At 44.1% G+C, this 15,986-nt stretch carries 16 protein-coding genes; 15 read left to right on the forward strand and 1 reads right to left on the reverse strand.

Annotated elements, in window-relative coordinates; genetic code table 11:
- The first annotated feature begins 35 nt into the window (after nt 1-35).
- The 12 genes from Q9R46_RS21850 to Q9R46_RS21905 all read left to right on the forward strand — a co-directional run bounded on the left by Q9R46_RS21850 (nt 36) and on the right by Q9R46_RS21905 (nt 12,248).
- Nucleotides 36-1,091 carry a hypothetical protein gene (locus Q9R46_RS21850; protein WP_311281754.1) on the forward strand — a complete coding sequence of 352 codons (1,056 nt, stop codon included), beginning with the start codon at nt 36-38 and terminating at the stop codon, nt 1,089-1,091.
- A 472-nt stretch (nt 1,092-1,563) separates the two neighbouring features.
- Nucleotides 1,564-1,815: an acyl carrier protein gene (locus Q9R46_RS21855; protein ID WP_145335759.1), complete on the forward strand. Its 252-nt coding sequence runs from the start codon at nt 1,564-1,566 to the stop codon at nt 1,813-1,815.
- On the forward strand, nt 1,812-3,170 hold the full coding sequence (locus tag Q9R46_RS21860; protein ID WP_311281755.1) for an ATP-grasp domain-containing protein: 1,359 nt from the start codon (nt 1,812-1,814) through the stop codon (nt 3,168-3,170). Before Q9R46_RS21855 ends, Q9R46_RS21860 begins: the two co-directional genes overlap by 4 nt.
- 44 nt (nt 3,171-3,214) lie before the next feature.
- A complete protein-coding gene (locus tag Q9R46_RS21865; protein ID WP_311281756.1) occupies nt 3,215-4,330 on the forward strand; it encodes a glycosyltransferase family protein in 1,116 nt (371 codons plus the stop codon).
- Between the two features lie 28 nt (nt 4,331-4,358).
- Nucleotides 4,359-5,447, forward strand: coding sequence for a radical SAM protein (locus Q9R46_RS21870; protein WP_311281757.1), 1,089 nt, complete (start codon nt 4,359-4,361; stop codon nt 5,445-5,447).
- Between the two features lie 42 nt (nt 5,448-5,489).
- A complete protein-coding gene (locus Q9R46_RS21875; RefSeq protein WP_311281758.1) occupies nt 5,490-6,668 on the forward strand; it encodes a radical SAM/SPASM domain-containing protein in 1,179 nt (392 codons plus the stop codon).
- A 32-nt stretch (nt 6,669-6,700) separates the two neighbouring features.
- The gene (locus Q9R46_RS21880) at nt 6,701-7,705 is read left to right on the forward strand and encodes an ABC transporter ATP-binding protein (RefSeq protein ID WP_311281759.1); all 1,005 of its coding nucleotides are present in this window, start codon (nt 6,701-6,703) and stop codon (nt 7,703-7,705) included.
- Nucleotides 7,683-8,492, forward strand: a complete 810-nt coding sequence (locus tag Q9R46_RS21885) for an ABC transporter permease (RefSeq protein ID WP_311281760.1) — start codon at nt 7,683-7,685, stop codon at nt 8,490-8,492. Before Q9R46_RS21880 ends, Q9R46_RS21885 begins: the two co-directional genes overlap by 23 nt.
- A 4-nt stretch (nt 8,493-8,496) precedes the next feature.
- Nucleotides 8,497-9,309 carry an ABC transporter permease gene (locus tag Q9R46_RS21890; protein WP_145335746.1) on the forward strand — a complete coding sequence of 271 codons (813 nt, stop codon included), beginning with the start codon at nt 8,497-8,499 and terminating at the stop codon, nt 9,307-9,309.
- A 38-nt stretch (nt 9,310-9,347) separates the two neighbouring features.
- Nucleotides 9,348-10,196 (forward strand): FkbM family methyltransferase, encoded by an 849-nt coding sequence (locus Q9R46_RS21895; RefSeq protein WP_311281761.1) that lies wholly within the window; start codon nt 9,348-9,350, stop codon nt 10,194-10,196.
- Between the two features lie 5 nt (nt 10,197-10,201).
- A complete protein-coding gene (locus Q9R46_RS21900) occupies nt 10,202-11,155 on the forward strand; it encodes a class I SAM-dependent methyltransferase (RefSeq protein ID WP_311281762.1) in 954 nt (317 codons plus the stop codon).
- Between the two features lie 46 nt (nt 11,156-11,201).
- Nucleotides 11,202-12,248, forward strand: coding sequence for a hypothetical protein (locus tag Q9R46_RS21905; RefSeq protein WP_311281763.1), 1,047 nt, complete (start codon nt 11,202-11,204; stop codon nt 12,246-12,248).
- Nucleotides 12,249-12,467: 219 nt separating this feature from the next.
- Here the strand turns inward: Q9R46_RS21905 and Q9R46_RS21910 are convergent, their stop codons facing one another.
- Nucleotides 12,468-13,409 (reverse strand): ketopantoate reductase family protein, encoded by a 942-nt coding sequence (locus Q9R46_RS21910; RefSeq protein ID WP_311281764.1) that lies wholly within the window; start codon nt 13,407-13,409, stop codon nt 12,468-12,470.
- A 158-nt stretch (nt 13,410-13,567) separates the two neighbouring features.
- Here Q9R46_RS21910 and Q9R46_RS21915 point away from each other — a divergent pair, with 158 nt between their 5' ends.
- The 3 genes from Q9R46_RS21915 (at nt 13,568) to Q9R46_RS21925 (ending at nt 15,954) form a co-directional block, all read left to right on the forward strand.
- Entirely contained in the window at nt 13,568-14,146 is a 579-nt protein-coding gene (locus Q9R46_RS21915; RefSeq protein ID WP_311281765.1) for a TetR/AcrR family transcriptional regulator, read from the forward strand.
- A gap of 223 nt (nt 14,147-14,369) precedes the next feature.
- Nucleotides 14,370-15,098: a hypothetical protein gene (locus Q9R46_RS21920; RefSeq protein WP_311281766.1), complete on the forward strand. Its 729-nt coding sequence runs from the start codon at nt 14,370-14,372 to the stop codon at nt 15,096-15,098.
- Nucleotides 15,099-15,252: 154 nt separating this feature from the next.
- Entirely contained in the window at nt 15,253-15,954 is a 702-nt protein-coding gene (locus Q9R46_RS21925) for a CPCC family cysteine-rich protein (protein WP_311281767.1), read from the forward strand.
- Nucleotides 15,955-15,986 lie beyond the last annotated feature (32 nt).

The raw sequence follows: 15,986 nt of genomic DNA on the forward strand, positions 1-15,986 counted from the left end.
GCTATTTAACCAAATAACCAGGGGTGAACGAAAGGTTGAAAAATTCAACTCATACGTTAGGCAGCAAAATATTGCCGGTCAGTTATCCGATGATTACAACCTATACGCAGCATGCTCATCTCTTGTCCATACTTACCCATTACGAGTGCACACATCCATGGATATTTAGCAATTATATCCAATTATATATTAACAAAGATTACAAACATCATTGGGGAGATTTTTATTTCCCTGTGACTTATGAGCTGCGGCCTTCGGATTCGTGCAAATGGATTACGACTCAAAAGATACATAGAGATACGGTAACAAAGAAATGGGACTCGGTTATTCATTTTATTATAGAAAACATTAATGCGAATAACTATGTGCACACCATGGTCAATTATTTCTACGTGCCCCTAAGCGATCGCTACAATAAACTTCAATTGCATCATGACATATTTGTTTACGGCTATGATTTGGATAGAGAGATATTGTATGTTTCCGATTTCTTTAAGAACGGCGTGTATAGTCAGGCTGAGATATCATTTACTGATTTCCAGCTTGCGTTCGACATGAATCATCTAACAACCAATCATGATTATCTTAGAGAAATGGTTTATCTGTATACATTTAATGAGCAGCATCAGGATCAATTCAGTGCAGATACCCTGGTGAGTTCTATAAGAAACTATTTCACTAACAAAACGCCGGAGTATTGGGAGATGTTCAACTATGGGGGCGACAGGCATAATCTTGACTTCGGCATGCAAATATACACAACTCTACTAAATTATGCGAAAGAGACATCGGAACATAAGTCGCAGCTCGATATAAGACCCTTTCATTTACTTTATGACCATAAGAAGATCATGACGCTAAGACTCAAGTACTTGTACGATAATCGGCATTTAATTGAATTAAATCAAGAGCATATAGATGAATTCACAGCCATTGAACTTAAAGCAAAGATACTTGTGAATCTAGCGATTAAATATAATTTGACAAGGGATACGAATATTTCCGAAAGCTTACAAACGCTGATTACGAATATAGAAAATGAAGAATCCATATTCCTTGAACGATGGCTGAAGAAGGTAGACATTCAGTAATGTTGAGTGATCAGGGCATTTTTTGGAGGGAGTGATGCCGGGATTATAAACGTTGCGATACAGCGTATTGAGTAATCCAAACCGTTGCCCTTGTCTTAAAGCTTCCGTTTGCTGACAGTCTATTTCCTTCTTGTCTTTCAGGCGATCCGCATGGCTTCATGCCCTTTTTCCGGTACAACCACAACAAATCCACTCACCCAAGAATCTCTCCTAGTATTTTACCCGACATCTTGTGATTCATGCCACAGAACCATACCTAACAGACAGACGAGAAGTTTTCAGTATATCGACGATTTGCTGGAAGGGGTTATAAGATTTCTGGGCATCACGTATGAACAGCCTGTCAATTTGGGAATACGCAGGAACTTGCCCTCCTTGAATTCTCGCAAATTTTTGAAAGAACTCCATGAGGCACTCGCTAGAACGATCCAGTATTACCAGGTTCAATATATCCATTACACGGGAGGTACCTATGCAAGAACAGATCATAGCGATGATAAGTGAAGTCAAGGATGACGCCCAGCTGGAAAACAGCTTGAACGGGCATTCCAGCATCATGGAAGACGGGGGAATGGACTCTTTACAGCTCATTACTTTCTTATTGAAGGTGGAGGAGCACTTCGGTATTGAGATCGATTTCGAACAATTCGACTTCGATTGCATGGAATCGGTTACAATCTTCTGCAATTATATCTCGGAACTGCAGAAGACGGCATCTGCATGAACGATAGACGCAAGTTCGAGCTCGTTATCGGGACATTTGACGCGGAACGCTTCTGGCGCGACCCTAATCAAGCCAAACTGCCGTCGTTTAACGATCCTCAAATGGAGAATGTCGTGATGGCCATGGATGAGTTGCTTTTCCCATTTTGCGGGGAGCAGGATAGGCTTATTACCCGTTATCGAATGAACGCTTCTCATAAAGCGTATTTGCATGAGATCGGATTCCGATTTCTGTCCAATTCAACCGATCTTGAGAGTCCTGATGCAGGAAGCGCAGGCAGAACCGCCAATATATTCGACCTGCTCACCGCAACTGATCATGTGGGTGACATAGATCCAGACTGGCTGAACGGCGCCCGGTTATCGCCTTTTGCGGTCATTCCGGGAGCGGACCGTGCTGCCGCGCGTTTCGGGTTGGAACAGGATTGTCCAGCTGTCGAGACGGTTCAGACGGTTAATTCTAAGCTGTATTCAACCGAATTGAACCGTCGCCTTGGGCTTCGGTGTGACAGCCAGACGGTCTATTCCCACGAAGAGCTGCTGTCAAGCGGCTTGGCTCTGCTGAAACAAGGCCCCTTTCTGATCAAAGATGAGTTTGGGGTATCCGGGAAGGGGAATTTGCTAATCGAGTCGGAAGCAATTCTGCGGCGGGTCACATCCTATCTTGCCGATCAGTGCGGAAAGGGAAGAACGGTTCGGTTTATTATTGAGCCGTTCCTCTTCAAGGAGCTGGATTTCTCTTGCCAATTCCACATTGATCCGGACGGTACGTACCGGCATGTCTCTGTGCAGCAATTGGTCAATCACGATTTCGCTTACCAAGGCTCCTATACAGCCGATGACAGGCTACTTCAAATGCTGCACGAAGCGGAGTACTTTGATGTAATGAAGCTGGCGGCCCGCGAGCTTTACCAGTCGGGTTATCACGGCGACGTATGTATCGATTCGATGTTGCTAAGAGACGGACGCATCGTTCCGATTGTTGAGGTCAATGCCAGAAGATCGATGAGTCTGATCAAGCATTACGTTGATCGGTATCTCGAGAAGCACGATACGGCCGGGAGTATGACACATGCGACCTTACAGTTTGCAGGGGATGTATCCTTCGATCAATTGCTGGAATCGCTGGACCGCGAGGGTGTTCTATATAAGCCTGATCAAGGGTTTGGCATGCTACCGTTAAGCGCGAATACACTCTTTATTAACAAGGTCGTCAGCGAGTGCAAGGGGAACCGGAATAAGCAAGTGAAGGGCAGATTGTATTATTCGCTGATCGAGGGGACAGGGGATAACGAACGTTTGTCCGCGAAACTTAAGGAGGTTCTGTTGTCGTTATCCTTCAAGATCGCCCGCTGATGCATTCCGAAGTGCTTGAAACCATGGATGGAGGAAGAGAGTTTATGGGGAAGCGGAAAGTAACAATTCTATGCTCGGGTTTCGGTCTGGGATTTTATATTCCTGGACTGTTAGCTGCAAGCGAGTTCGGGAAAAGGGATATGGCAACCGAAGTGCTTGTGTTCGAAAGCTATTTGGAGCATGACAAGAGGGAGCATATTGCAGACAGCAGGACGGCGTACCACAATAATTTCGCACTTGCCAATTTTTCGGCCCGAATGCCGATGGATATCCGCAGTAGTATAGATTACGCCCAGGTTGAGCTATTGCTGGAGACGTGGAAAGCGGAAGAACGCTACGAATTCATATCGCTGTCCGGACACTGGATCTATGTTCTGGATTTGTATAGGGAGAAGATGTTGCCGAATCCAATTCATGTAGACCTGCTCTACGTCGATTCAGATTTGGCCCCGTCCTGGAAGAGTCTGAAGAAGTTTCATCCCCTATATGAGGAGCATTATTACAATGCTTGTCTCTATGACACCGAAAAGATGGCGATTCGATACGAAATCCCGGTTCTTTCTGGTACGACGCTGCCTTTCGAATCAAGAAAGCGGCGGCTTGTTGTTCATGGCGGCGGCTGGGGGATGGGCACTTATCAAAGTACAATTCCAGAGCTTGCCAGTCATAACTATGGGCTTGATATTGTAGCTTACGACTGGAAGGAAGCGAAGCCCGATCCCGAGCACCGATATTGGATGAACGATCCGGAATGGTGTTCTTGGGTGAAGAGCGCGAACGGCCTGCACGAATTTCCGCCGTACATTGAAATAGCAGGAGAAGATACGAATTCATATACCGCTGAGGCTGATCATCATTGGTTATTTGACGTTGCTTCTGAGGCGATGGCTATCGTGGCCAAGCCGGGAGCAGGCACATTGATCGACTCGCTTGCCACCGAAACCCCTCTTATTCTTCTGGAGCCCTTCGGCAGTCATGAGCTTAGTAATCTGGAATTGTGGGAGTCGCTTGGGTTCGGAATACGCTACGAGAAGTGGCGAGAGATGGATTTTTCTGTAGATATCCTTAAAGAGATGCATCAAGCGATCAAGAACAGACCCGGTGAACGGACGAATTATGTGGATCACTATTGTTCTAGGTTTGCGTTAACGAAGAAGTGAGATTTCAAGGGCAGAGGGGGGTTATGCGATGAGCTTAAATCAATTGAGTGTTGCCAAGGATACGGTAAGCTATCCGAGATGGATCGTCTTGCAGCTGCTGGAGGAGTGCAATTTGCGATGCAAGATGTGCTATGAGTGGGGACTCGAAGGACCCTACAAAAGCAAAAAAACATTAGCGCAGCTGGACCCGGAGCTGATCAAAAAGATCATCGTCGAGTGCAGTCCCGGCAAGCCGTATTACGATTTCTTCGGCGGCGAACCGCTGATGTACCCTTGGCTGAGCGACATTCTCGCCATGATCAATCATTATGGAAGCATCGCGGACTTCCCTACGAACGGCACACTGCTTGAGAAACATGCCGAGATGTTAGTCGAGACTCCGCCCAATAAGATCTGGATATCGCTTGATGGCCCTGAGGAAATCAACGACAGGCAGAGGGGGAAAGGCGTATTCAAGAAAGTAATCAAAGGAATCGAGAAGCTCTATGAGCTTCGGCAAAGCAAAGGCAAGCAATTTCCGAAGATGGGTGTATCCTTTATCATTACGCCCTTGACCTATATGTACGTCGAGGAATTTTTCTTTAAGCATATCGACTTGTCCATGTTGGATCATATCAGCATGGAAGTGCAGCTCTATGCCACGGAAGAGCAGTATGCCCAATATGTGGATGTTCTTCGTGAGGAATTCGGCGTGCATGAAGCTCCCTATGCCAAGGGGATGGTCTGGCAAGACAACGGTTCGTTCAGCCAGATCGATATTCCCGAATTGACGAGACAGCTCAATAATGTTAAAGAGTATTGCTTGAAAAACAGTATCGATGTGATCACCTATCCGAAGACGATAGATGAACCGAATTTGCATAACTATTTCTCGGGACAATTCCATCAGATGGCGGATAAACGAAACCGTTGCTCTCTTCCATGGACCTATGCGGAGATTACGGCAAGAGGTGATGTTTCGCCCTGCCATGCCTTCTATGATTTGACCTTCGGCAACGTTAACGAAGAGAATTTGATGGATATTTGGCGCAGTGACAATTACAAAGAGTATCGCGCGTATATGAAAAAAAATATGCTTCCGATTTGTACGGCTTGTTCAAGGTATTATATCTACTGATTCATGTGAATAACCTATTACGTTTAAGAAGGGTGTGTTGATATGAATCCGAAATCCGAGATTAAGCATTCCGCTAAGGATCTGCAAATATTGAAACGTACGATCAAGAATACGGTGGAAACCAAGCGGAACATGGAGAAAATAGCGGGTTACGCGACACCGTTGCCAGAGTCGGTCGGGATTAAACTGACGAACCAATGCAACTTGCGCTGCAAACATTGCTATCAATGGAATGACACCGGCTACCATCACTTCATGACACCGGAGCAGCAACGCGAACAGCTCGACTACGGGCTGCTGGAGAAGCTAATCCTTGAGACGGAACCAGCCAAGTCGAGACTCTATATCTGGGGCGGCGAACCGCTCGTATACAGCCATTTCGACCGTTTAGCCGATTTGCTTGAAGCCCATCCTCGTGAGACGACGATCTGTACGAACGCGGTACTGATCGAGCGAAAGCTGGACGCCTTGCTGAGAATCTCCGACAACCTGGAGCTGCTCATTGCGCTTGATGGATTCGAAGAAGAGAATGATGCGCTTCGCGGCAAAGGGGTATTCAGCAAGGCGATAGATGCGATCCGGAAGCTGGTCGAGCTGCGCAAGGAAAACCGGTTCAAGGGCAAAATTACGATCCATACCGTCGTTAACGATGGTATGACAGACAAGCTTTACGATCTACTGGATTTTCTGGAGGGAGTCGGTGTAGACATGGTCATGGTCTGCTTCCCGTGGTACATCTCGGACGAATGCACACAGGGAATGGACAATTACTTTGACGAGAAGTTCGACTTCCTTCCGGCGAGCGAGCACAAGGGCGAACGAAGCTGGCACGCCTTTAACTACAAGCTCGATCCGGAGCGTATCCCTGCTTTGATGAGCGAGTTGGACCGGGTGAATCATCGGGTCTGGAAAATGCGTTTACGCTACCAGCCGAATCTGGATCATGACCAGATCGAAGATTTCGTGCTCGGCAAAGAGGTGAAGGGCAAAGGCACGATGAACAAGAAGTGCCTGGCTCTCTCGAACCGGATGGACATTACGCCCGATGGAACAATTATCGCATGCAAATTTTTCAAGGAGTTCGAGATCGGCAAATTACATGATACGTCTGTACAGGAATTATGGCATAGCATGACCTACAGAAGGATAAGGGAAATGATGGATGAACGACTGACACCGGCTTGTTCCAAGTGCAGTGTCTTGCATTTGCACGGTGTATAACGATTCTAAATTCACATAAATGAGGTGCACAAGTGAGTATTATCCAGATGGAGGGGTTATCCAAAAGCTTCAAGTATTACGAGAAAGAACTGGGGCTCAAAAAATCGCTCAAAAATTTAGTGAGGCGGAAATCACTGATCAAAGAAGCGGTTAGCGAAATATCCCTTGTAATCGAGCAGGGTGAAATGGTTGGATTTTTAGGCCCGAACGGTTCCGGCAAAACAACTACGCTTAAGATGCTGTCCGGCATCTTGTATCCGACAAGCGGGCAAGCGACGGTATTAGGCTATGTCCCTTGGGAACGAAAAAAAGAATTCAAGATGCAGTTCTCGATCGTGATGGGGCAGAAATCACAGTTGTGGTGGGATTTACCGGCGAACGAATCGTTGTACCTGAACAAATGCATTTATGAGGTCGAGGATAAGTCCTACAACCTTGTTCTGGATGAGCTTACGGAGATGCTTGACGTTAAAGATCTGCTCAATATTCAGGTGCGGAGACTCTCGCTGGGGGAACGGATGAAGATGGAGCTTATTGCGTCACTCATCCACCGGCCCAAGGTGATTTTTCTGGATGAGCCTACAATCGGACTCGATCTGATCTCGCAGAAACGCATTCGGGAATTTCTGAAGGATTATAACGAGCAGACGAAGGCAACGGTCATTCTTACAAGCCACTACATGGCGGATATTGAGGATCTATGCAAACGAGCAATCATCATTAATCAAGGGAAGATCGTATACGACGGCGATCTTCGGCGTGTGAACGAGCTGTTGCATGCCAAAAAGATTATCAAGCTGCAATTTACGGATGAAGTGCCGAGGCAAGCGCTAAGCGACTATGGCACGATTACTCAACATGACGGCATGAATGCCGTCATGGAAATTGACAAGCATGACCTCCAGCGGCTTTCCAAAATGATACTGGACCGGTTCCCGATCCTCGATTTCACAGTTGAAGATATACCTGTCGAGCGAGGCATCGAAAGCTTATATCAGAAAGATGGGGTCAGACATGAAAGCCTTGCAGAAATATAAAAGGACGTACATCCTTGCGCTTCAGAACGCGATGGAGTACCGGACCGATTTCCTGATGGGCATTATCAGCGGCGGCTTTATCATACTCGTCCAATGCTTCCTCTGGACAGCCGTGTTCCGCAGTTCGCCGCAAGAGATTATTAACGGCTATACGTATTCACAGATCATCATTTATTCCGTGTTGTCCGGCGTCGTCTCCAAGCTGGTTTCTGCCGGCTTCGAAGGGGAGATCGCGAATGACATCAAGACGGGCGGATTAAGCAAATTTATCGCTCAGCCCATTCATTATTTCAGCTATCGGATATGCAATTTCTTCGGTGAGAAAACGGTTCAGACCGGGGTCGTGCTTGTCTTATTCGTCATAATGATGACCGTGTTTACTCAGATTTGGGGCTTTCAGCTTAGAGTGGGGCAGATCGTTATGTTCCTAGTCAGTATTTTGTTCGGAATGCTCATCAACTTCTTGCTTTTTTATTCGATTAGTGCGCTCGCGTTCATCATTACTGAGGTTTGGGGCGTGTATATCGCGTTCAACCAAGGCGTCTATCTGCTCAGCGGCGCCATCTTTCCGCTTAATATTTTCGGAGATACGTTTGCCACAATCTCCAGCTATTTACCGTTCCAGTATGTCGTATTCTTCCCGGTTAAGATCATCCTCGGGAGCTTGGCGGTTCATGAGATCGTGAGCGGGCTCCTCTTACAGGCCGTTTGGGTAACAGTGCTTTTGGTCATATCCAAGTTGGCTTGGGATTCCGGGATGAAGAAATATGTAGCCGTTGGAGGTTAGGTCTGTGAGTATCCGCTTGAGTGAGATTCGGAAGCACGTACGTATGTTTTTTATTTTCGCAAAGAACAGTTTGGTCGGTTATATGGAATACAAAGCGAATTTCTACTCCGGTTTGATCATGGAGACCGTATTTCTGTTTTCCAAGCTGATCTATGTTATCTTCGTTTTCCAGCTGGGGATCGAAATTAATGGCATTTCTCCGGACCAGATGATGATCTTCACTGGGACCTATACGATTATGATCGCAATCTATACCGGATTGTTTATGGATAACTTTTATAGATTTTCCGGCCATATCCGCAACGGAACGTTGGACTTGTATATGACGAAGCCGCTATCGCTGCAGTTCATGATTTCATTCCGAAACGTTAACTACGCGTTTCCGATTCCGAACCTGATCGCCGGGATCACGATGATCGTAGTGGCTTGGCGGCGGCTTGGCATCGAGCCAAGCTTCATGCACGTGGCCGGATATATCGCCGTGATCTTGAGCAGCACGATCGTGACCTACTCGGTGCTTCTGCTTCCGCAAATTCTTGCGTTCTGGACGGTGAAGTCCGGTTCGATCTTCGATATTATTGACAAATGTTGGGATTTCAACAATATGCCGATGTACATATACCCCAAATGGTTGCAGAGAATAGGACTGTATGTCGTGCCTATCTTGTTTATTACCAACATGCCGTCGGTTTATTTGATCGACCGTTTGGACTTCTTCCTTGGGATATGGATTTTTGTAGCTCCTGTGATATCGCTTCTAGTGGTCAGGCTGTTCTGGAAGCTGGCCGTCAGACACTATGAGAGCGCCAGCAGTTAGAGAAATGCCAATAACAAATGGTTGAGAGGGTGAAGTGGATGAGCAGGATGGAGCATAAGAGCTTTTCGCCGCAGACAGAGGCTACTGCCAAAAAGCGGCTACACAACGGAATCGAAATCTATCAAAACAACGAAGGAGAGACCGAGTTCCTCTACAACGAGATTTTCCAGAAGGAGATGTATTTCAAGCACGGGATTATGCTCCCGGAACATGGCACGGTCATGGACGTTGGGGCTAATATCGGCATGTTCACCCTGTATGTCAGCAGCAAGAGCAACTGCAAGGTATATGCCTTTGAGCCACTGCCTCCGACGTTTGAACTCTTGGAGATGAACACGAGCTTGTTGCCTCGCGTAACAACGGTTAACGTCGGGCTTTCCAATGAGATCAAGGAAGCGGAGTTTGCCTTTTTTCCTACGATGTCCACGGATTCTGTCCAGATCAGATATCGAGAGAACCACGATCAGGATCTCCGATACGGGTTAATCAACCATTACCGGGATCATTTCGACGACCCGCGCATGCTAAACCGGTTTGTGGATCAAATGATGTCGCCGAAGTTTCTGAATGAACAAATCCATCGATGTAAGTTAACTACGATCTCTGAAATGATCCGTTATTACGATCTGAACCCCATTGATCTGCTCAAAATCGATGTGGAAAAAAGTGAATTTGAGGTCCTGGAAGGCATAGAGCCGGAGGATTGGGGCAAAATCAGGCAAATTGTAATGGAGGTACACGGACTGGACGGAGAACAGATCAGCAGGCTCGAGAACATCTTCCGAACCAACGGCTTCAATGTCGTGATCGATTACTACGAAGACTTGAATATCCCCAATTACTTCAATGTGTACGCGATGAATCAAATGTATATATCGGCAGGGTGATCGTTATGATACAGCATCTGTATGCAAAGTTGGTATGCTCCAGCTGCAAGGGGGTGCTGGTCCAGTCGGAGGCGTTGCTGCAATGCTGCAACTGCGATGCGGTATATACGATCGATGATCGTTATGTATCGATGCTGGACCAGCGTGAGCAGGTTACCGACCCTTCCGAATGGAACCGGAAAGAGGCTGAAATTCGGGATTATAGCGAAATTTCGCATTCCCTTGCTCTGTCCGGTATAGGCCGATTCGCTACCTTTTTAAACTATGGTTACGTCCCGTGTGGGAATGAGCAATATGCGGTGTTCGAGCCGGGCGATGCATGGAATAGAAACTCAGTCAAGCTGCTGCTTGAGACAGTGGGCAGGACGGAGATTCGGGAGCGGGAAGTGATCGACATCGGATGCGGCAGGGGAGGGAACATAGCCGCTCTGTCTAAATATTTCAAGCCGCTGTCTATTGTCGGTCTGGATATCTGTCCGGCGAATATTGCCTATTGCAATGCCAAATCCCGAAAGGATGAATCTTTGTATCTCGTCGGCGATGCGGAGAATATACCGTTTGCGGACGAGAGCTTCGATGTAGTGTTAAATATAGAATCCGCACATGCCTATCCGAACCGATCACGATTCTATGAAGAGGTGTACCGGATCATGAGAGCTGGCGGCGTATTTCTGTATACGGAGTTAATGCTGGGAGAGCAGGTAGCGCAGAACGTCAGGCTGTTAGAGGAAGCAGGCCTGTCTGTAATCCGTAATCAGGATGTGACTTCGAATGTTCTTCTATCATGTGATGAGAGTGCGAAGCAACGTACTGGCACACAAGGAATTGCGAGCAACGCCAAAGCGAGCACGAATATTGGAGATATTCATGATTTCATCGCATTGCCCGGTTCGAAGAAATATGAAGAGATGAAGGCTGGAACGCGGCAATACCGTATGATGAACCTTGTTAAGAGGTAATTTAGCCGTCATATCAACAATAATTTTAGGTTAGGAGAAATATGGTATGGAAGAAATGATTTCCCTGGACACCTTTCAGCCCTTCGACGGCATGACAAAAATGTTTCCACATCATAATTTTCCTTATTTTAATTGCGGCTACAATTTGTTATTGACACTTGCCAGATACTTTAAAAAAGATGAGTTGCCGATTTTGAATAATGTTATTACTATTTATAGATTTGATAAACAAAAAATACAAACAAGAGGATATTTCAAGTTAGAGGTGTTGGATCTTGAGGAGGGAGATCAGATCCTTGAGGAAATGGGGATCTCTATTCGTAAAAAATCTCCTGCACTAGATACGTTACAAGAGGAGATCATAAAGTCTATTTCTAGTGGTCATCCGATTTCCATATTTATTGATTTATTTTATCAACGCGGGAGAGACTTTTACTATAACAATAAACATGGACTGCATCCTGTTTTTGTCTATGGCTTCAATGTTACGAACGAGGAAATATATACGGTTGATGATATTAAAGAATACAGACAATATTCTCTGCCATTTTCAGAATTTAAATCGTCATGCATGACTTCGGAACACGTAAAGATGCCAGACTACTTTTGGGAATATGCGCTAGTGCCCCCCGGTAATCATGAGATCTTGAACAATAATAAGTCAGCACACACAACCATCCATACATTCGTAGAAAATATGTGCAGGTATCAAAATGAAATAATGGAAAGTTTGAATAATATACTGTTGCTCGCAGAAAACTACGAGCTCATCATACAAAATGAAACGATTATAGAAACATTGAGCAGTACGATTTATAGAAAATGTTCTGAGAAATACAGGTTAAATACGCTCTATGAGTACGACATTGATCACATCCATGCAAAACATACGCTTGACCCGTTATTGGACCAAATTATTCATGACTGGAAGACCGTAAGGATCTATTCGAATAAAGCCATCATGTCCCAAAAGTTCACTGGGGAAATCATAGACAAGTGCGTTGGTTTATTTACAAAAATATATACGAATGAAGTACATTTTCATAATCAATTATTTTTGATGTTAAAGTCTTTCAGGTCGAGTCACGTCTAATATGGCTAGAAATGAGCCGCATCAACAGGCATACTGTGCTGTGTCTTTTCATCGTATAAAAACCGCCATGAACAGAGATGCCGCTTCCGATGTCTGCATCAACACGAGTCATATGGAGTCGGTGGCGATGTCGGTTAGGGTGTAGTGCCCTAAGGCTGCATGTATCTGTTTAAATAACAACTTAGCCCGAAGCTTCTAAAGGTTCGGGCTATTGTTTTTTTACAAAAATTTCTCAATAACGTTGTGTCGTGCATTCTTTTCAAGAGTTGCAGTAAGACGGGGTAAAGATATACCTAACTTTGTGGCTTCTTTCACAACTTCAATTACTGAAAAACCCGCTTTGGTATTGTTGTATTCAATGGAAAGTCGTGCTAGGCTACCCTTTGCAAAAATAACCTTGTTAAAAAGCATACTGAGAAGTGGCGGTGGAATTTTAGTCAGCAGTAGAGAAATCATATCAATTTTTGCACCCCTTGCTTTAAGTACAGGTGCAATTTCCCTCATATTCTTCCCAACATTGGCGAATGAGTCACGATGATTCAAGAGTGCCGGAAAGCTTCCTCGTCTCAACACTTCAGATTCCATCGCCGCATTCATGGCAAAATGATTCCATAGCCAGTTTTGCATATCCTTTTGCCAACTAATTTTAAAGTGGGCACTTTCAAACAGATCTTTGACCTTGTTGTTTATTTGTTCCGTTCCTTCCCGTGGTTTTTCAAGAAATATCATTTTAAAAAAGCCGCCTCTAAGTGTATTGTCCGTGATGCCGCCTCCTGCTCCCGGGAAGCCAAAGACAACATTGTTGATAGACAAGGGTGAGATTGCTGATTTCAAATCTTGCCAAATGTTATTAAATATGAGGATAGGAGTGGTTCCTGCAACAGTCGATAGAAATTGTGTTACCTCTGGAAGTTGTTCCGTGTGGACACTTACAATAATGAGATCATAATTGGGACGTATCTCCTCATGAAGTTGGACGTTCCAGCTTTCCTTTATGAACTGTTTCCCTTTTCGTGCGTCCCACATTTCAAGCTCTAAATGGCTTCCGAAGGTTGCTTTTCTCCCTTTCCTAACATAGAACTCAACGGTATGCCCTGCTTTTTCCAAAGCCCAAGCATATTGGGTCGATATGACACCTCTACCAAAGAATAAAATTCTCATAGTGCCTCCCTGAAAATATATTTTAGCCCTTGTTAATGATCCAACAACGTGTTGTATAATGTTATTGTATGGATTCATTATATGGTCATCAACCATCAGATTTTTAATATCTGTCGTATCATGGGTTGTACAGATTGAACACAAAATGGAGGGGAATCATGCATAAGCAACCTGAAATTACGGACAAAACAAGGCAGACGTTTGTAAATGTATTCTGTGATTTATATAGCCGGAAACCAATCGAAAAAATCACCATTCAAGAGATCGCTAAGCAATCAGGATATAACCGCAGTACATTTTATCAATACTTTACAGATATCTATGATTTGTTGGACTGTGTTGAAGAACGCATTTTGAATTCCATTAACGAGGAAATGGCAGGCAGAGAGTTTTCCACACATACTTTCCAAGATGCACTTCAGTGTTTGGAAAATGCAGAGGACATTGCAATTCTAAAAGCCCTCTTGGGCGACTATGGCTCTGTTCATTTTGTGGAACGCCTAAAAAGAGAAATTCTCTTTGAACGATTGATTGTGGATTTACCATCCGATGATGCTTTGTCTCCATATATCATTGAGTTTTACATATCCACATTAATATCTATGTTTCGCCTTTGGATACGAAGTGGCAAAGATCTATCGTCAGAAGAATTGGTCGGACTGATTGACAGCCTATTTACAAAGGGGATAACGACATATCACATGTTTGGATCGGTCAATCCGCGGGGCAAAATCTGAGCAAGGGAGAATACGCTACTTTTTGACATAATACGATAATATAATTACAAGTTTTTGGTCGATGATGGTAGTATATACTTAAATTCAATTTGTTGAAGGAGGGAAGCTATATAGAGAGTCGAAATTCACCATTTCGCTCCGACTGTTGCAAAAAAAGAATATGGTATGGTAATTGCGTTGTACATTTTGACGATAAGCTAAACTAAAGGGTGGCGCACATTCAATGAAGGCTAAAATTATATACTTTTTATTATTAGTTACTGTAGGAGTAAGTGTTTCGCTGTATGTATTAACGAACTATGATCTGGTTGAAAAGGGAAGTGCAAGTAGTACCTCAGATCCACTAGAATTACCAGCAAGTGAGCATGTTACAGAAGAAGAGAATACATATGGATCAGATGCAGCAAACGAAATAGTTGACAAGAAACTCGAAACAGAATCAGCTGATAGCGAATACATCTATTATTTAACAGATGATAAAATCATTGAGGCGATCAATGACGGGAAAGAAACGGATGAGGTGTTTCGTGAAAGTTTTAAATTACCTCTATTATCATCAACCGGCAAGGATGATAGTACGTTTGAATATATGGATGTTTTTATCAACACACCGTACAGATTGGTGGAATCACATTCATATAATCAATATATGTTGTACGATAAGACCGCATCTATTGACGAAGTTGGGAAATTTATCAACTATAATTCTATTTCATTTAGTGCTTATGTGCCGGATAGAATGGCTAGGATGCTAGCTACCGAATTGATACAGGACGGAACAGTCATTGAATCTTATAAGATTGATAATACGGTGAAAGGAGATATGAAGACGATCTTTTTTTCTGTAGATGCTATCGATTTCCGGGAACCGGCTACACTGAAAATATTCGAAAAAAGTAATCCTTCAAAATATTCTGAATATCAGATTTCTTTTGAGGATCATATTAAATAGCGCTTTATTAGAATAGTGTATGTAGAGTAGGTGGCGATGTTGGCGAGAAAATTTTAAACGAGATGTGACGCGATTACTGAGCCCTTTCAAAATGACGGAAGGGTTCTATTTTATATGGGGAATTATGGATAAGCGTGAGAAAAGGAGTACTAATATGAACAGATTTAATTGTCCTTGTTGTGGCTATCCCACACTGGAGGAAAGACAAGGTTGGGAGATTTGTTGTTTATGTGACTGGGAAGACGATGGGCAAGATGATCCGCATGCAGATGAAGTTTGGGGCGGACCTAATCAAGACTATTCACTTGCGGAGGCCCGTGGGAACTTCAAAAAACACTACATCATGTATAGAGATAAACAAACCATTTTAAAACAAACGGATAAAGAAGTTCAAACCAAGAAAAGATTAATTTATGCATTTGAGAAACTTAGAACTGCAAATCATAAATCTGCCGAGCTAATATGGCAAGAAATCATCTCCTTCGAAAGGGAACTGGATGATATTGTTCACGAAAGAGTAGAACGTTACAGCAACAACATAGAGAAGAATCAAGAGATTATAAACCTGATCAACTCCGATAACCCTGACACAATCGTAAATGGCTTGTTATCTCTAGCATTAAATGCGGATGATGGAGAGTTCGTACAAGAACTGATGGTGCCATACACTCGGCATAAAAATGAAAATATAAGAGGTATAGCCATTCTTTGTTTTGGCCATATCGCAAGAATACATGGAGCAGTGAATAAAAAGTTGATTCTTCCACTGATCCATGATGCATTAGAAGATGAGAGTTCATTGGTTAGAGGGCATGCTGATTCCGCATTGGATGATATCAATATGTTTTGCAGGTAAGTAACTTGGAAATCTAGAGAGGGGCGCTGAAC

It is taken from the genome of Paenibacillus sp. RRE4 (assembly GCF_031844205.1).
In the GTDB taxonomy this organism is placed as follows: domain Bacteria; phylum Bacillota; class Bacilli; order Paenibacillales; family Paenibacillaceae; genus Paenibacillus; species Paenibacillus xylanexedens_B.

Bases quoted from the DNA above. Each gene is read 5' to 3' on its own strand.
- Q9R46_RS21900 (WP_311281762.1), top strand. From the start codon at position 10,202: ATGATACAGCATCTGTATGCAAAGTTGGTATGCTCCAGCTGCAAGGGG.
- Q9R46_RS21895 (WP_311281761.1), top strand. From the start codon at position 9,348: ATGAGCAGGATGGAGCATAAGAGCTTTTCGCCGCAGACAGAGGCTACT.
- Q9R46_RS21870 (WP_311281757.1), top strand. From the start codon at position 4,359: ATGAGCTTAAATCAATTGAGTGTTGCCAAGGATACGGTAAGCTATCCG.
- Q9R46_RS21915 (WP_311281765.1), top strand. From the start codon at position 13,568: ATGCATAAGCAACCTGAAATTACGGACAAAACAAGGCAGACGTTTGTA.
- Q9R46_RS21905 (WP_311281763.1), top strand. From the start codon at position 11,202: ATGGAAGAAATGATTTCCCTGGACACCTTTCAGCCCTTCGACGGCATG.
- Q9R46_RS21855 (WP_145335759.1), top strand. From the start codon at position 1,564: ATGCAAGAACAGATCATAGCGATGATAAGTGAAGTCAAGGATGACGCC.
- Q9R46_RS21875 (WP_311281758.1), top strand. From the start codon at position 5,490: ATGAATCCGAAATCCGAGATTAAGCATTCCGCTAAGGATCTGCAAATA.
- Q9R46_RS21860 (WP_311281755.1), top strand. From the start codon at position 1,812: ATGAACGATAGACGCAAGTTCGAGCTCGTTATCGGGACATTTGACGCG.
- Q9R46_RS21910 (WP_311281764.1), bottom strand. From the start codon at position 13,409: ATGAGAATTTTATTCTTTGGTAGAGGTGTCATATCGACCCAATATGCT.
- Q9R46_RS21865 (WP_311281756.1), top strand. From the start codon at position 3,215: ATGGGGAAGCGGAAAGTAACAATTCTATGCTCGGGTTTCGGTCTGGGA.
- Q9R46_RS21920 (WP_311281766.1), top strand. From the start codon at position 14,370: ATGAAGGCTAAAATTATATACTTTTTATTATTAGTTACTGTAGGAGTA.
- Q9R46_RS21885 (WP_311281760.1), top strand. From the start codon at position 7,683: ATGAAAGCCTTGCAGAAATATAAAAGGACGTACATCCTTGCGCTTCAG.
- Q9R46_RS21925 (WP_311281767.1), top strand. From the start codon at position 15,253: ATGAACAGATTTAATTGTCCTTGTTGTGGCTATCCCACACTGGAGGAA.